The 16,394-nt window shown below is 65.9% G+C and carries 14 protein-coding genes; 9 read left to right on the forward strand and 5 right to left on the reverse strand.

The window, feature by feature from the left end; genetic code table 11:
* Positions 1-118: 118 nt before the first annotated feature.
* From MNBBLIKP_RS11115 to MNBBLIKP_RS11125, 3 genes are read right to left on the reverse strand one after another with little or no spacing between them, the layout of a single operon-like run.
* The gene (locus MNBBLIKP_RS11115) at positions 119-1,663 is read right to left on the reverse strand and encodes a DHA2 family efflux MFS transporter permease subunit (protein WP_088310327.1); all 1,545 of its coding nucleotides are present in this window, start codon (positions 1,661-1,663) and stop codon (positions 119-121) included.
* Entirely contained in the window at positions 1,660-2,814 is a 1,155-nt protein-coding gene (locus MNBBLIKP_RS11120) for an HlyD family efflux transporter periplasmic adaptor subunit (protein ID WP_441339276.1), read from the reverse strand. The genes MNBBLIKP_RS11115 and MNBBLIKP_RS11120 overlap by 4 nt, the downstream gene beginning before the upstream one ends.
* Positions 2,811-4,256, reverse strand: coding sequence for an efflux transporter outer membrane subunit (locus tag MNBBLIKP_RS11125; RefSeq protein ID WP_088310329.1), 1,446 nt, complete (start codon positions 4,254-4,256; stop codon positions 2,811-2,813). Before MNBBLIKP_RS11125 ends, MNBBLIKP_RS11120 begins: the two co-directional genes overlap by 4 nt.
* An 88-nt stretch (positions 4,257-4,344) precedes the next feature.
* Between MNBBLIKP_RS11125 and MNBBLIKP_RS11130 the strand changes: the two genes are divergently transcribed.
* From MNBBLIKP_RS11130 to MNBBLIKP_RS11140, 3 genes are read left to right on the forward strand one after another with little or no spacing between them, the layout of a single operon-like run.
* Positions 4,345-4,956, forward strand: a complete 612-nt coding sequence (locus MNBBLIKP_RS11130) for a TetR/AcrR family transcriptional regulator (RefSeq protein WP_088310330.1) — start codon at positions 4,345-4,347, stop codon at positions 4,954-4,956.
* A 60-nt stretch (positions 4,957-5,016) separates the two neighbouring features.
* Positions 5,017-6,564, forward strand: coding sequence for an acetolactate synthase large subunit (locus MNBBLIKP_RS11135; protein ID WP_088310331.1), 1,548 nt, complete (start codon positions 5,017-5,019; stop codon positions 6,562-6,564).
* Entirely contained in the window at positions 6,564-7,730 is a 1,167-nt protein-coding gene (locus MNBBLIKP_RS11140) for an L-lactate dehydrogenase (RefSeq protein WP_088310332.1), read from the forward strand. The genes MNBBLIKP_RS11135 and MNBBLIKP_RS11140 overlap by 1 nt, the downstream gene beginning before the upstream one ends.
* Before the next feature lie 68 nt (positions 7,731-7,798).
* Here the strand turns inward: MNBBLIKP_RS11140 and MNBBLIKP_RS11145 are convergent, their stop codons facing one another.
* Together MNBBLIKP_RS11145 and MNBBLIKP_RS11150 are read right to left on the reverse strand one after the other, a co-directional pair.
* Complete coding sequence (locus tag MNBBLIKP_RS11145) at positions 7,799-9,184, reverse strand: FAD-binding oxidoreductase (RefSeq protein WP_088310333.1); 1,386 nt, start codon at positions 9,182-9,184, stop codon at positions 7,799-7,801.
* 41 nt (positions 9,185-9,225) lie between these two features.
* Positions 9,226-9,531: an ArsR/SmtB family transcription factor gene (locus MNBBLIKP_RS11150; protein WP_088310334.1), complete on the reverse strand. Its 306-nt coding sequence runs from the start codon at positions 9,529-9,531 to the stop codon at positions 9,226-9,228.
* A gap of 146 nt (positions 9,532-9,677) precedes the next feature.
* On the opposite strand from MNBBLIKP_RS11150, the gene MNBBLIKP_RS11155 reads away from it, so the two are divergent.
* From MNBBLIKP_RS11155 to MNBBLIKP_RS11180, 6 genes are all read left to right on the forward strand, one after another.
* On the forward strand, positions 9,678-10,595 hold the full coding sequence (locus tag MNBBLIKP_RS11155) for an SDR family NAD(P)-dependent oxidoreductase (RefSeq protein WP_088310335.1): 918 nt from the start codon (positions 9,678-9,680) through the stop codon (positions 10,593-10,595).
* 11 nt (positions 10,596-10,606) lie between these two features.
* Positions 10,607-11,791 (forward strand): acyl-CoA dehydrogenase family protein, encoded by a 1,185-nt coding sequence (locus MNBBLIKP_RS11160; protein ID WP_088310336.1) that lies wholly within the window; start codon positions 10,607-10,609, stop codon positions 11,789-11,791.
* Positions 11,792-11,798: 7 nt separating this feature from the next.
* Positions 11,799-13,031 (forward strand): CoA transferase, encoded by a 1,233-nt coding sequence (locus tag MNBBLIKP_RS11165; protein WP_088310337.1) that lies wholly within the window; start codon positions 11,799-11,801, stop codon positions 13,029-13,031.
* Complete coding sequence (locus tag MNBBLIKP_RS11170) at positions 13,028-14,239, forward strand: acetyl-CoA C-acetyltransferase (RefSeq protein WP_088310338.1); 1,212 nt, start codon at positions 13,028-13,030, stop codon at positions 14,237-14,239. Before MNBBLIKP_RS11165 ends, MNBBLIKP_RS11170 begins: the two co-directional genes overlap by 4 nt.
* Positions 14,236-15,831, forward strand: coding sequence for an acyl-CoA dehydrogenase family protein (locus MNBBLIKP_RS11175; RefSeq protein ID WP_088310339.1), 1,596 nt, complete (start codon positions 14,236-14,238; stop codon positions 15,829-15,831). Before MNBBLIKP_RS11170 ends, MNBBLIKP_RS11175 begins: the two co-directional genes overlap by 4 nt.
* Positions 15,832-15,924: 93 nt before the next feature.
* Positions 15,925-16,394, forward strand: a 470-nt coding sequence (locus MNBBLIKP_RS11180; RefSeq protein WP_176399744.1) for an FAS1-like dehydratase domain-containing protein, incomplete at its 3' end; no start/stop codon positions are given.

Consider the following 16,394-nt stretch of genomic DNA (forward strand, 5'->3'; position numbering starts at 1 on the left):
GTTTTGCACTGTGTGACCTTCGCCGGAATCGGCCCTTTCCTGCACCATGACGCGCGCGGATCATTCCAGATCGTTGGGATGTAGGAAAGTTCTTTCGCTGCCGGATTTCCGATGCGTTTCAATGCCCGCCCATTGCACTACCGCCGGGCCGAGTGAGCGGCCGCGGGGCGAGCCAGACGAGCCAGGCGGCAACGAACAGGATCACAGCCGAAACCGCGAACACATGGTTCGATCCCACTGTCGCCGCCTGGGCATCGACCAGCCGTTCCAGCACTGACCGTGCCTGCCCCTCGCTCATCCCCTGGGCCTGAAGCTGCGCCAGCGTGCCATCGGCTCCGTTCATGGTCGCGACCATTTGCGCGCGGGCATCGCGGGTTGCTTCATCCCACATCGAGGTCGACAGCGCGGTTCCCGCCGCCCCGCTGACCGTGCGCATGAAGCTGAGCAGCCCGGCCGCAGAGGCCATTTCATTCATCGGCACCGCCGTCAGCGAAAAGGTCATCAGTCCGATGAAGAAGAACGGCATGCCGAACCCCTGCATCAGTTGCGGCAGGCCATAGTCCCAGAACGTGCCGTCGGTACTCCACTGCATTCGCCACAACGAGATGAACACCAGCCAGAGCATACCCCCGGTGATCAGGATCCGCATGTCGACCTTTTCGAACAGCTTGCCCGCGACCGGGGCCATCATCACTGCAAAGATCCCGACCAGCGCCATCGCATGCCCCGCCTGGCTGGAAGTATAGCCCAGCACCGATTGCATCCACAGCGGCACCAGCACGATCATCGCGAACATCCCGCCATAGCCCAGTGCCATGGCGATCAGCCCGACCCACAGGGTGCGGTGGCGCAGCACGCGCAAATCCACCACCGGGTGCGGATCGGTCAGTTCCCAGATCACGAACACCCCGAACGCAATCGCCGAAGTTATCGCCAGGGTCACGATCATGGCCGATCCAAACCAGTCATTCTCGCGCCCCAGATCGAGCACGAGTTGCAGGCAGCCGACGAACAGCACCAGCAGGACCAGTCCGGTCACATCGATCGGTTCGCGCCGGGTTTTGGTTTCAAACCGCGCGACCAGCCGCACCACGATGAACAGGCACAGGGCAACCGTGGGCAGGTTGATGAAGAAGATCCACGGCCAGGACCAGTTGTCCGAGATATAACCCCCCACCACCGGCCCCAGAATCGGCGCGAAAATCGTGGTCACCCCCCACAGGGCGTTGGCCGCACCCATCTTTTCAGCCGGGAACACCCGCAGCATCAGCGTTTGCGTCAGCGGCATCAGCGGACCGCCGCACAGCCCCTGCAGCACGCGCAGCACCACCAGCAGTTCGATCGTCCGCGCCAGCCCGCACAGCACCGAGAACAACGCAAAACCGCACAGCGAATAGACCAAAGTGCGATAGGCCCCGAACCGCGCCGCGAGCCAGCCGGTCAGCGGCACGGTGATCGCTTCGGCCACGGCATAGGACGTGATCGTCCAGGTCCCTTGCGCGGGTGAAATCGCCAGACCCCCGGCGATATGCGGGACCGAAACATTGGTGATCGTGGTGTCCAGGATCACTACGAAATTGGCGAGCGCAAGGCCGAAAGCGGCGAGCCACAGCGATGCGCCCTGCAGCGGCTTGATTTGTTCGAGATCCTGCGCCGCGTTCATGGTTCGCGGGTATCGATCACCGCGTTCATCGACAGTCCGACTCGCAAGGGATGCGCCTTGAGTTCGGCCGGGTCGAGCGCGATGCGCACGGGCAGGCGCTGCACCACTTTCACCCAGTTGCCGGTCGCGTTCTGCGCGGGGATCAAGGCAAAGGCCGCGCCGGTGCCCCCGGCAAAGCCCTTGACCGTGCCGTGAAAGGTTACGCCGCTGCCATAAAAATCGCTGGTCAGTTCAACCTTCTGTCCCGGCTTCACGCCGCGCAGCTGGCTTTCCTTGTAATTGGCATCGACGAACATCGCGTCGAGCGGGACCAGCGTCATTACCGGGGTACCGGCCTGGATCCGCTGGCCGATCTGAACGTTGCGCCCCGTCACCACCCCGGAGATCGGCGCGCGCAGCACGGTACGATCAAGCGCGAGGCGCGCGGCTTCGACCCGGGCAAGCGCGGCGCGGACATCGGGAGCGGAGCCCAGATTGACCCCGCTGGTCAGCGCCTCGTTTGCGCGCAGCTGGCCGACTGCGGCCTCTCGCGTTGCGCCAGCCCCGGCAGCGGCTGCGTCGGCCTGAGCCAGCTGGGCATTGGCGGCTTCATAGGCGGCCCGCGCGGTATCAAGTTCTTCCTTGCTGACCGCGCCGCTGCCCACCAGCGCGCGGCGCCGGTCATAGGCCTCGCGCGCCTTGGCGAAATCGGCCTGGGCGGCCTGACGCCGCGCGGCGGCCTGCCCGGCATCGGCGGCACGCGCGGAAACCAGCGCAGCGGCCGATCCGGTCCCGGCCTGGGCCTGACGAAAACCCTGCTGCGCGCGGGCCAGCTGTGCTTCGGCGCTGGCGAGTTCGATCCGCGCATCCGCATCGTCCAGCACGACCAGCACATCGCCCTTTTGCACCAGCTGGGTCCCGCCGACCCGCACTTCGCGCACCGCGCCGGAAGTCAGCGGGGTAACCACCGCAATGTCCGCACCGACATAGGCGTTATCAGTATGGACCCGCCCGCGCTGGGTGATCAGCCACCACGCGCCCCAGACCAGCGCGATCACCACCAGCCCCGCAGCAAACCGGCCAAGCAGCTTGCGGCGGCGGTCGCCTTGCGGATTGGCATCATCCTGCACGGGGGCAGGCACTTCCGGGACGGCCGGTTCGCTCATGGTCATGGTTTCTCCCCGGCGGGCGCGGGCGCGGCATATCCGCCGCCCAGCGCCTTCACCAGCATCACGTCACTTTGGTATGCACGCAGTTCCAGTTCGGCCACGGCCTGCTGGGCACTGCGCGCGCTGTCTTCAGCGGTCAGCACCTGCAACAGATTGGCAAGCCCCTTGCCATAACGCAGCCGGGTCAGCCGCGCGGCATTGTCTGCCGCCACCGCCCCGGCCCGGGCCTGGGCAAGCTGAACCGCGGTAGAGCGCTTTTGCGTCAAAGCATCGGCCACTTCATGGAATGCGCCGATCAGCACCCCGTTGTAGCGGGCCACAGCCTCGTCATAGCCGGCCAGGGCAGACTGATGCTGGCCCTGCAACTGCCCGCCCGAGAACAGCGGCAGACTGAGCGCGGGGCCGAAATTGGCGAAAGTCGATCCGCCCTTCAGCAATTGATCAACCCCCAGCGATTGCAATCCCGCAACAGCTGCCAGGTTGATGTCGGGCAGGAAGGCGGCGCGGGCGGCCTTGACGCGCTGGGTCTGAGCCTCTGCCCGCAGCCGCGCGGAAGCGATGTCTGGTCGCCGCGCGACGAGACTGGCAGCCAGCGCATCAGGCACACCCACCGCGCGGCCCAGGTCCGGCGCGGGCAGTGGCAGGCTTTCGGCCCTGCCCGGACCGGCGCCAAGCAGGGCGGCGATCCGGTAGCGCACCAGTGCAGCAGCCTCGTCCAAAGCGGCGAGCGCACGCTGCGCACCGGCACGGCGGGCCGTGGCCAGCGAAAGGTCAGCCTGATTGTCCAGCCCCTGGCGCTGGCGCAGCCCAGTCAGAGCTTCGATCTGGGTGTCGGCTTCGAGCGTTGCTGCGGCGATCCGGCGGCTGGCCTGAATCCGGGCGAGATCGCCCCAGGCGAGCGCCACGCCGCTGGCCAGCATCAGCCGCGCCTGCGCTGCATCGGCGCGGGCCGCCTCTGCCTCACCGCGCGCGGCGGCGAGCTGGGCGCGGTTCTTGCCCCACAGATCAAGATCGAGTCCAAGGCTGACCGCCAGCTTGCCGGTATCGATCACGCCCTTGGGCACGAACAAGGGCGGGATACCCATGTTCTCGCTCTGCTTGGTCCCGCCCAGACTGGCATCGACCCCCGCATAGGGTCCAAGCGCAGCGCCACTTTGCAGCGCCAAGGCATCGGCCGCGCGAACCCGCGCTGCGGCCACGGCCATGTCGGGTGATGCCTTGAACGCTTCATCCATCAGCGCATCGAGCCCGGGATCGCCCCAGGTTTGCCACCAGCGCTCCATGGGAAACTGCGCGCCATCGCCTGCCAGCATGGCGGAATCGGCCTGCGCCGGAGCCTGCGCCAGCGGCGCGGCAACCATCGGTGGGGGAAGCCCGCACCCGCCAAGCGCCAGCAGGCTTGCCGCGGGGGTCAGGCAGATCAGGCGGCGCAAGGCGTACTGCATGGTACGGCCACTGCCCTCCAATGGGCCTGCTTGTCAAGATCAATGATACTGTTTAGTACGGCTGAAAGTCGCACCGGAGAGAGGGACCGTGGCCGGCAAAGTCCAGACCAGTGAGCAGCGCCGCCGCACCATTGTCGCCACTGCGCGCGCTGCTTTTCTGCGCCATGGCTATGGTAACACCAGCATGTCCGCCATCGCGGCCAGCCTGGGCGGATCAAAGACCACTTTGTGGACCTACTTTCCGGGCAAGCGCGCGTTGTTCGATGCGGTGGTTGACGATCTCGTCGCCCGCTATGGCGAAGCGCTGCGCCTGCCGCTGCCTCCTGATGCTGACCCGCGCACCACGCTTGAAGCCTTTGCCATTTCGATCATCTCCACCATCACCCGCCCCCAGATCGTTGCCATGCACCGGATGGTCACGGGCGAGGCGGGACGGTTTCCCGAACTGGGCAGGGCGCTGCTCGAACGCGGCATGAAGCGCGGGCAGGCCCGCCTGGCAGACTGGATCGCCGCGCAGATGGAACGCGGCAAGCTGCGCATGGCTGATTCCGCGCTGGCCGCAGTCCAGTTTGGCGGCCTGTGCCAGTGCGGCGCGTTCCAGCAGTTTCTGCTCGGTGCGCGCAGCCGCCCGGCCCCGGCAGAGATCGAGGCCGAAGCCGTAGCGGCAACCGACACCTTCCTGCGCGCCTACGCTCCCTGACTATTGACAGCGCCGCGACAGGCTTCAACCTGCGCGCCAACTGAACATAGGGAGCGGGACATGAACGGGGCCGAAGCATTCATCCAGACAATCAAGACCTGCGGGGTTGAGGTCTGCTTTGCCAATCCCGGCACGTCGGAAATGCAGCTGGTCGCCGCGATCGACCAGCAAGACGGGATGCGCGCGATCCTTGGCCTGTTCGAAGGCGTGGTAACCGGTGCGGCGGACGGATACGGGCGCATGGCGGACAAGCCGGCGGTGACCCTGCTGCACCTTGGCCCTGGGCTGGGCAACGGTCTCGCCAACCTGCACAACGCCCGCCGCGCGGGCAGCCCGATCATCAACATGGTTGGCGATCATGCCACCTATCACCTGCACTACAACGCCCCGCTGACTTCGGACGCCGCCGGGGTGGCGCGGCCGATGTCGGACTGGGTGCGCACCAGCACTTCGCAGCGCGATCTCGCGCAGGCCGGGGCCGAAGCTTTTGCCGTGGCGCAAAGCTATCCGGGCAAGGTCGCGACGGTGATCGTGCCCGCTGACCACGCCTGGAACGAAGGCAGCGCGGCTGTGGCCGTGCCCGCCGTTCCCGCCCCCGCGCAGGTTCCCGCCGCAACGATTGCCGAAGCGGCCGCCGCGCTGCGCGAGTGCACCGGACCCAAGGCGCTGATGCTGGGCGGACGCGCGCTGCGCGAGGCGGAACTGATCGAAGCCGGACGGATCGCCGCTGCCACCGGGGCGCGCCTGATCGCCGAAACCTTCAGCGCCCGTCACCAGCGCGGCGCGGGCCGGGTTGCGGTGGAAAAGCTGCCCTATTTCGGCGAGCAGGCCGAAGCCTATCTCAAGGATTTCGAGGCGATCGTCTTCGTCGGGACCGAGCCGCCGGTCTCGTTCTTCGCCTATCCCGGCAAGCCCAGCTTTCTCTCACCGCCGGGGGCCAGACTGGTGCGGCTGGCTTCGTTGCGCGAAGATGCGATGCAGGCGCTCAGCGGACTGGCCGCTGCGCTGGACGCTCCGGCCGAGCCCGCACTGGTGCAGGACAGCACCAGCTTCCCGGCCGAACCGGGCCGGATCAACAGCGCCAATCTGGGTGCCATTCTGGCCGAACTGCTGCCCGCCGGGGCAATCGTTTCGGATGAAAGTGCAACTTCGGGCGGGGCGGCCTTTGCAATGTGCGCGGGCGCGGCGCAGCATGACTGGCTGCAGCTGACGGGCGGCGCGATTGGCCAGGGGCTGCCCCTGGCAGTCGGCGCGGCCGTGGCTTGCCCGGACCGCAAGGTGATCGCGTTGCAGGCCGATGGCAGTGGGATGTACACCAACCAGGCCTTGTGGACGATGGCGCGCGAGCAGCTTGATGTGACCACGATCCTGCTCAACAACGGGTCTTACGCGATCCTCAACATCGAGCTGATGCGGGTGGGCGTGCAGAACCCGGGGCCCAAGGCGCTGTCGATGCTTGATCTCAAGCACCCCGCGCTCGACTGGAGCAAGATGAGCGAAGGCATGGGCGTGCCCGCGTCGCGTGTTTCGACCGCCGAGGAGTTCCGCGCGGCGCTGGCCGAGGCACTGGCGCACAAGGGCCCGCGCCTGATCGAAGTGTTGCTGTAATGGGCGAATCGCTCAACCTGCTCCCGGCGGGGTTCGTCGATTTCCGCCGTGATGCGGAACGGAACCTGCCACGCTTCCTGTTCGACTACATCGATGGCGGCGCGGGCGCGGAGGTGACCCTGCGGCGCAACACGGCGGATTGGGAAGCGGTGCAACTGAACCAGAAAGTGCTGGTTGACGCATCGAAGATGGATTGTTCGGTCGAACTGTTCGGGCAGAAACTGGCGATGCCGCTGGTGCTCGCGCCCGTAGGCATGGGCGGGATGACCGCGCGGCGCGGCGAAGTGCAGGCCAAGCGCGCGGCGGATGCGGCGGGAATACCCTTCTGCCTGTCGACCGTCGGGATCTGCCCGATGGAGGAAGTGGCGCAGGTCTCTGACAAGCCGTTCTGGTTCCAGCTTTATATGCTGAAGGATCGCGGGATCGTGCAGGAAATCCTCAGCCGCGCGCTGGCGCATGGGGTGACCACGCTGGTCTTCACCATCGACCTGGCGGTGCTGGGCACGCGTTACCGCGACATCCGCAACGGCATGGCCGGCGGGCTGGGGCCATGGGGCAAGTTCCGCTCCGGCGCGCTCGACTATGCGCTGCATCCGCGCTGGGCATTCGACGTCGGCCTGATGGGCGGGCCGCACGGGTTCGGCAACATCGCGATGTACGTCAAGCAATCGAGGAACCCGCGCGACTACCTGCACTGGACCGGCACCCAGTTTGACAGCTCGGTAACCTGGAAAGACATCGCGTGGCTGCGTCAGGTCTGGCCGGGCAAGCTGGTGCTGAAAGGCGTGCTTGATGTGGACGATGCGAAGCAGTCGGTCGCGATCGGCGCGGACGGGATGATCGTTTCCAACCACGGCGGGCGGCAGCTGGACGGCGTTTCATCCAGTGCGGCAATGCTCCCCCGCATTGCCGATGCGGTGGGCAGCGAGACCACCCTGCTGGTCGATGGCGGGATTCGCAGCGGGCAGGATCTGGTCAAAGCGCTGGCGCTGGGCGCGAAAGCCGCGCTGGTCGGGCGGCCATGGGTCATGGCGCTGGCGGCGGGGGGAGAGGCTGCGCTCACCCGGATGCTGACCCTTTACAAACAAGACATGCGCACCGCGCTGGGGCTGACCGGCGCAGTCAATGCAAGGGATGTGGGGCGCGAGGTGCTGCTGAAAGCTTAGACCCTCCCTGTCCCGCATGGCGGGAGGGGGAGGTGGCAGCCCGCAGGGCTGACGGAGGGGCCCTGTTCCTAAGCCAGTACCTTCCCCGGGTTCAAAATCCCCGTGGGGTCCAGCGCCGCCTTCAAGGTCCGCATCAGCGCAATTTCGGCGTCGGAGCGGCACATGGCCAACCAGTCGCGCTTTTCGAGGCCGATGCCGTGTTCGGCGCTGATCGATCCGCCGAGCGCCTTGAGCGGGCTGAACACTACCTCGTCCAGCCACGCCCGCAGGTCGGGCGAATAGGGCGGGCCGCCGATCATGATGTGCAGGTTGCCGTCGCCGATATGGCCGAACACCACCATCTTCGCCGTCTCGCCCAGCCGGGCAAAGGCCGTGTCGCGCAGGCCCTCGACATACTCTTCCATCGCGGTGATCGGCAGGCTGATGTCGAAATTCGCGGCGGGCATCATGTAGTGATAGAGCCCTTCGATATCGTCGCGGATCTTCCACAGTCCGTCGGCCTGGCCCTGGCTGGCGGCAATCACCGCATCGGCAGCAAGGCCCGCTTCGAGCACTTCGCCCAGGACCGTTTCAAACTGCACCGCATCGCCATCGGGATCGTTGCCGCTCATTTCCAGCAGGACATAGTGCGAATGCCCGGCCGGCAGCGGCGGGGTGTGGCGGCCAGAAATGACCGCAAGCGGCTCATAGAAATTGGCCCACATCACTTCGAATGCGGTGAGCGTGCTGCCCAGCCGCTGGCCGAGCATGACGAACAGGTCCTGCACTGCGCCAAAACCGTCCAGCGCCAGCATCGCGGTATTGGTCGATTGCGGCGCGGGTTGCAGCTTCAGCACCGCGCGGGTGACGATCCCCAGCGTGCCTTCGCTGCCGATAAACAGGTGCTTGAGGTCATAGGCGGCATTGTTCTTGATCAGGCTGTTCATCGCGCTGATCACGGTGCCATCGGCCAGCACCGCTTCAAGCCCCAGCACATTGTCGCGCATCATGCCGTAACGGACCACCGAATTGCCCCCGGCATTGGTCGAGATGCCCCCGCCAATCGTCGCCGTGCCGCGCCCGCCCCAATCGACCGCGAACCGCAGGCCCGCTGCCTCGGCAGCTTCCTGCGCGGCCTGGACCGGGATCCCGGCCTCTACGGTCATGGTCCGCCCGACCGGATCGATCGCCTGCACGCTGCGCATCCGTTCGAGCGAGATCTGGATATCGTCCGGGGTGCAGTCGGTGCCATGGACCAGCCCGGTCAAGCCGCCAGCCGGAACCACGCTTTGCCCCGCAGCATGGCACAGCTTCATCACCGCGCTCAGCTCTTCGGTGCTCGCGGGCCGCACGACGGCCTTGGCCTGGCAGGTCGAGGCACCCAGCCAGTCGGCCGCACGTATCCGCACGTCCTCTCCCGTCAGCAGCCCCTTGGGCCCGACAATGGCGGCGATCTGTTGAAGCAGGTCAGTCATGGACGAGCAGACTAGGCAAAAACTTTCGCCCGTCTACCTTTTCAGCCGCGCTCGCAAATCGCGCACAGTGCATGGATGATCTCGCGCACTTGCGGGTCTTTCAGGCTGTAATAGCGGGTCTGCGCCTCACCCCGGATCGTCACGACCTGTTCCTCGCGCAGCATGGCAAGGTGCTGCGACACAGCGGATTGCGACAGGCCGCACAGCGTCACCAGTTCGCCCACCGAAGCCTCCCCCTCATCCAGGCGGCACAGCATCAGCAGGCGTTCGGGGTGGCTCATGATCTTGAGCCGCATGGCCATGCTTCCCGCATTGGCCTTGAGTTGTTTGAGATCGACAGGCTTCATGGCGCGGCAAGACCTATTTGATTCGCGGGCAGGTGCAAGACAAAGCCGCAGATTTTTCACTCATCTGAAAAATGCTGCCAAATATTGAAATACTCCACTCCGCCGCCTAGGCGACGGGCACATTGATCGGAAAGAGGATTCGCGGGATGTCCGGTATGCTGACAGGCAAAGTGGTGGCAATCACCGGCGCAGGGCGCGGCGTGGGGCGCGAAATCGCCCTGCTCTGCGCGCGGCACGGCGCGGCGATAGTAGTCAACGATCCGGGCGTGGGCGGCGGCGGCGAAGGCGGCGATGCTGGTCCGGCGCAGGATGTGGTGAATGAAATCATCGCCCTGGGCGGTAAAGCGCACGCCAATCTTGCCTCGGTTGCCGATCCGCTTGGCGCGGCCAGCATCATCGAGGATGCGGTCCAGCGCTTTGGCCGGATCGACGCGGTGGTCAACAACGCCGGGATCCTGCGCGACACGATCTGGCACAAGATGAGCCATGAGGACTGGCGCGCGGTGATCGACGTCAACCTCAACGGCCCGTTCAACGTGTGCAAGGCGGCGACCCCCTATTTCCGCGAGCAGCAATCGGGCAGCTTCATCCATTTCACTTCAACCTCTGGGCTGATCGGCAATATCGGGCAGGCCAATTACAGCGCCGCCAAGCTGGGGCTGGTCGCACTGTCGCAATCGATCGCGCTCGACATGGCCCGCGCCGGGGTCCGCTCAAACTGCATCGCGCCGTTCGCATGGAGCCGGATGACCGCCTCGATCCCCGCCGAAACGCCCGAGCAACAGCAGCGGGTCGAACGCCTGAAAACGATGAGCGCGGACAAGATCGCGCCTTTGGTGGTCTATCTCGCCTCGGATGCGTCAAAAGATGTGACCAACCAGATCTTTTCGGTCCGCAAGAACGAGATCGTACTTTACAACAAGCCGCGTCCGGTACGTTCGATGACCAAGCTGGAGGGCTGGACGCCTGAGGCGATTGCCGACGAACTGATCCCCGCCTTCCGGCCCAGTTTCGCCCGCGCCGATGAAGTCAGCGCGCACGTATTCCCGTACGATCCGATTTGAGGATTGCCATCATGAGCAATGTAAACCCCGGCATGGACGCACAAGTGTTCGAACAGTTCATCGACCAGCTGCGCCGCTATGTCCGCGAACGGCTGATCCCGGCCGAGGAGGAAGTGATCGCCAATGACGCGATCCCGGCCGAAATCGTCCAGGAAATGCGCAACATGGGCCTGTTCGGCATCACCATTCCCGAGGAATTCGGCGGTGCGGGCATGAACATCAGCCAGTACATCGAAACGGTGAAGCAGCTCAGCTATGCTTCGCCGGCCTACCGCTCGACCATTTCGATCAACATCGGGATGACCGGCAGTGCGATCAAGAATTTCGGTACGCCGGAACAGCAGGCCGAATGGCTGCCGCGCATCGCCAGCGGCGAGATCGCCTGCTTCGGCCTGACCGAACCGGGCAGCGGATCAGACAGCGCGGCAATGCAGACCAGTGCAGTGCGCGATGGCAACGGCTATCGCCTGTCGGGCACCAAACGCTACATCACCAACAGCCCGCATGCGAAAGTCGGGTTGATCATGGCCCGCACCAACAAGGAAGCGCTGCCCAAGAACGCCCACGTTTCGGCCTTCATTGTCGATATGACGACCCCCGGTATCACGATCGGCAAACCCGACAAGAAGATGGGCCAATCCGGCGCACACATTGCCGACGTGATCATGGAAGACGTCCATGTTCCCGGCTCGGCGCTGGTTGGCGGCGAGGAAGGGCGCGGCTTCCGGATCGCGATGCAGAGCCTCGACAACGGGCGGCTGTCGGTTGCGGGGATGAGCGTGGGCATGGGCCGCCGCGCGCTCGACACCGCGATCCGCTATGCCACCGAACGCAAGGCCTTTGGCGAACCGATTGCCAATTTCCAGCTGATCCAGGCGATGCTGGCCGATAGCGAGGCCGAACTCTATGCCGCCGAATGCATGGTGGCCGATGCCTGTGCCCGCGCCGATCGCGGTGAGAATGTGATGCGCAAGGCGGCAGCGGCCAAACTGTTTGCCTCGGAAACCTGCGGCCGGGTGGTCGATCGCTGCGTGCAGGTGTTCGGCGGGGCGGGCTATCTGGCCGAATATCCGGCCGAACGGTTCTTCCGCGATGCGCGGATCCTGCGGATCTACGAAGGGACCAGCCAGATCATGCAGTTGCAGATCGCCAAGCACCTGCTGCGCGAATTCGCCAGCGAAGGCGCGGTCTGGTAGGCGCGCGATGTACGATCTGCTCTCTGGCCTGAAGATTGTCGAAGTCTCGAGCTTCGTCGCCTCGCCCACCGCAGGCCTTTACTGCGCGCAGCTGGGCGCGGATGTGGTGCGGATCGATCACAAGGCCGGCGGGCTCGATTATGATCGCTACATGCTGACCGCCGAGGGCCGATCCCTGTCGTGGGAGAACCTCAACCGCGCCAAAAAGAGCCTGGCACTTGATCTGAACAGCGCAGAAGGGCGCGAGCTGGCGGCTGAAGTGGTCCGCAAGACCGGACAGATGATCACAAATCTGCCGGTAAACAGCTTTCTCAGCCATGCGGAGCTGGCCAAGCAATGCCCCGAACTGGTTTCGGTCCGGATCATGGGCTGGCATGATGGGCGGCAGGCGATGGATTTCACCGTCAACGCCGCCGCCGGTTATCCGCTGATGACCGGCCCGGTGGACTGGGACCCGACCACGGCACCGCCGATCAATCAGGTGCTGCCGGCGTGGGATTTCATCACCGGCGCCTATTGCGCCTTTGCCCTGCTGGCCGGGCTGCGGCAGCGCGAAAGCACGGGCCAGGGGGTGGAACTGCGTGTGCCGCTGGGCGATGTCGCGATCGGCACCTTGGGCAACCACGGACTGGTCGCCGAAATGCTCTATCGCGGCCATGACCGCGAGCGGCTGGGCAATGCCATCTGGGGCGGGTTCGGGCGCGATTTCACCAGCCGCGACGGCAAGCGCTTCATGATCGCCGCGCTAACCGCCAAGCAATGGCGGGCAACGGTGGAGGCGTTCGGGCTACAGGACCAGGTGGCCGCACTCGCTGCCGAGCTCGGGATCGACTTCGCGGCCAGCGAACACAACCGGTTCGTCAACCGTGACCGCCTGTTCGCGTTGTTCCAGCAGGCTGCCGGGCAGTGCGACTACGGCGAGCTCGCGGCGCGCCTGACCGCCGCCGGGGCCACGTTCGAACGCTATCGCACCATGCATGAAGCGGCGAGCGACCCGGCGCTGGTAACCGAAAATCCGCTGTTCGGCCCCTCGCCCGCCAATCCCAGCGGCTTTTCCTATCCGGCGGCGCGCAGCTTCGCCAACATTCCCGGCCAGGCGGCGGGCGATCCCCGGCCTGCCCCCTATCTGGGCGAACACAGCGAGCAGGTACTGGCCGAACGGCTGGGCCTCTCATCCGGGGAAATCGCCCGCCTGATTGACCGCGGCATCGTCGCCACATCTGACAAGGACAAAAAATGACCCTTCGCCGCGCAGCCATCGTCGCCCCGATCCGTACCGCCGTTGGCAAATTTGGCGGGGCCTTGTCTGGTGTTACTGCCGGGGAACTGGGCGGGACCATCCTGAAAGCGCTGATGGAGCGCACCAGGATCGATCCGGCGCGGGTCGATGACGTGGTGTTCAGCCAGGGCTATGGCAATGGCGAAGCCCCGTGCATCGGCCATTGGTCATGGCTCGCCGCCGGACTGCCGCTCGAAGTGCCGGGCTATCAGCTTGACCGGCGCTGCGGCTCGGGCTTGCAGGCAATCGTCAACGCGGCGATGATGGTCCAGACCGGGATGAGCGATGTGGTGGTCGCGGGCGGCTGCGAAAGCATGTCCAACGTCGAGCATTACAGCACCGACATCCGCAAGGGCGTGCGCGCGGGCAACCTGACCCTGCATGACCGGCTGACGCGCGGCCGGGTGATGAGCCAGCCGGTCGAACGCTTCGGCGTGATCACCGGGATGATCGAAACCGCCGAAAACCTCGCCAAGGACTGGAACATCAGCCGCGAGGCCTGCGACGCCTATGCCGCCCGCAGCCACCAGCGCGCCGCTGCCGCCTGGGCCGAGGGCAAGTTCGCCGATGAACTGGTCCCGGTCTCGATCCCGCAGAAAAAGGGCGATCCGGTAGTGTTCGACCATGACGAAGGCTACCGCGCCGATGCCACGCTGGAATCGCTCGGCAAGCTGCGTCCGCTGGAAGGCGGGGTGGTGACCGCCGGCAATGCCAGCCAGCAGAACGACGCTGCCGCCGCCTGTCTGGTCGTGGCCGAGGACAAGCTGGAAGAGCTGGGTCTGGAACCGATCGCGTACTTCCACTCCTGGGCCGCTGCCGGGTGCGATCCCAGCCGGATGGGCTATGGCCCGGTTCCCGCGACCGAGCGGCTGTTTGCCCGCAACGGCCTGTCGTTCAGCGACATCGGCCTGATCGAACTCAACGAAGCCTTCGCCCCGCAGGTTCTGGCCTGCCTCAAGGGCTGGGGCTGGTCGGATGACGACAGTCGCCACGACATGCTCAACGTCAACGGCTCGGGCATTTCGCTGGGCCACCCGATCGGCGCCACAGGGGGCCGGATCCTCGCCAACCTGACCCGAGAAATGCAGCGCCGGGACGTGCGCTACGGCCTCGAAACCATGTGCATCGGCGGCGGGCAGGGCATCGCGGCGGTGTTCGAGAAGGCATGAGCCTCGACCTGTCTCACCTGGTCGGCGCGGCGCAGGGCTATCGCGAGCTGGCCCGGGCGGCGCTGGCGGCGCGGCTGGCGGAGCGGGCGATCGATGCCGAGCAGCGCGCCGCGCATGGTTTTGCCTGGGTCGCGACCAGCGTCGCGGCGCTGGAGGCCGTGGTCGGCTGGCTGGACAGCAACCATGGCGGGACAACGCTTGACCGCAATGTGGCCACGCTCGCCTTTGCCGAAACGCTGGGGCAGCTGGTGGGGGGCCTGCCGATGGGGCAGAACGAGCTGTTCCGCCCCGCCGACCTTGGCCTTGGTCAGGCCGCGCGTGATCTGGCCGCAGCCAGCGCTGCGCTGCTCGATGCCGATCACGCCGCGACCCGCCTGACCGTGGCCGAAGCGCTGGCCGAAGGACTCTGGCCGAGCGAGAGCTTCGATGACGGCGAGCTCAACGCGATCCGCGACCAGTTTCGGAAATTCACCGATGCCGAGATCCTGCCCCACGCCCACAAGTGGCACCTTGCCAACGATCTGATTCCCGATGCGACCGTGACGGCCATGGCTGAACTTGGCACTTTCGGGGTCTGCATTCCCGAGGAGTTCGGCGGGCTGGGCCTGTCCAAGCTGGTGATGTGTCTGGTCACCGAGGAACTGTCGCGCGGCTGGATCGGCGCGGGCTCGCTGGGGACCCGCAGCGAGATTGCGGGCGAACTGATCGCCACTGGAGGCACGGCGGAGCAGAAGGCCCATTGGCTGCCGAAAATCGCCAGCGGCGAAGTGCTGCCGACCGCTGTGTTCACCGAACCCGATGTCGGCTCCGATCTCGGCTCGCTCCAGACGCGGGCGCGGATCGATGGCGGGCACTGGGTAATCGACGGGGCCAAGAACTGGATCACCCACGCCAGCCGCTCTGACCTGATGACCCTGCTGTGCCGCACGCTGCCGGATGCCAAAGGTTATGCCGGGCTCTCCATGCTGCTGGTCCCCAAACCGCGCGGAACCCAAACCGATCCTTTCCCCGCCAAGGGGATGAGCGGCAGCGAGATCGAAGTGCTGGGTTACCGGGGCATGCGCGAATATGCCTTGCAGTTTGACGCGATGCAGGCCCCCGCCGATGCCCTGCTGGGGGGCGAACAGGGGCAAGGCTTCAAGCAGTTGATGCGGACTTTCGAAGGCGCCCGGATCCAGACCGCCGCCCGCGCTGTGGGGGTCGCCCGCCGGGCGCTCGAGCTGGGGCTGGACTATGCCCTGACCCGCAAACAGTTCGGCCAGCCGATCGTGCAATTCCCGCGCGTGTCCGACAAGCTGGCCATGAGCCTGACCGATTTCGTCCTCTCCCGCGAACTGTCCTATGCCGCTGCGCGGGCCAAGGATTCGGGCAAGCGCTGCGATATTGAGGCAGGCATGGCCAAGCTGCTCGCCGCGCGCTGCGCCTGGGCCAATGCCGACGCCGCGCTGCAAATCCACGGCGGCAACGGCTATGCGCTTGAATATGAAATCAGCCGTGTGCTGTGCGACGCCCGTATTCTCAACATCTTTGAAGGCGCAGCGGAAATCCAGGCGCAAGTGATCGCGCGCGGACTTTTGGATGGTCGAAATTAGCACCCCCCTCTCCGTTCGTGTCGAGCGAAGTCGAGACACGCAGCGCGCAGGTGCCTCGACTTCGCTCGACACGAACGGAACCAGGAGTTTGGCATGAGTGAATGGCAGGACTGGATCGGCCGCACCGAAACCCGGACTGACCGCGCCGATCCCGCCATGGTCATCCGCTGGCTCGCCACGCTTGACCGCACCGCGCCTGCCGATGGCACAGTACCGCAGGCGCTGCATTGGTGCCTGGGCCTGCCCGATGCCCCCACTGCAGAGCTGGGCGAAGACGGCCACCCGCGCCGCGATGACAGCCCCGCCAGCTTCCTGCCCCCCCTGCCCCTGCCGCGCCGGATGTGGGCATCGAGCAAGATCGAATTCCTTGCACCCTTGCGCATGGGCGAAGCGGTGACGCGGAAATCGCGGGTCCAGTCGATCGCCGAAAAGGCGGGCGGATCGGGCCGCCTGATTTTTGTAGAGATCGAGCATGAAACCAGTGGTGAAGGCGGCCCCGCCGTGCGCGAGGTTCAGTCACTGGTTTACCGTGAGCCCAGCGCCCCCGGAACGCCCCCGGCCCC

The sequence above is a fragment of the Novosphingobium sp. B 225 genome (genome assembly GCF_002198665.1).
GTDB lineage: Bacteria > Pseudomonadota > Alphaproteobacteria > Sphingomonadales > Sphingomonadaceae > Novosphingobium.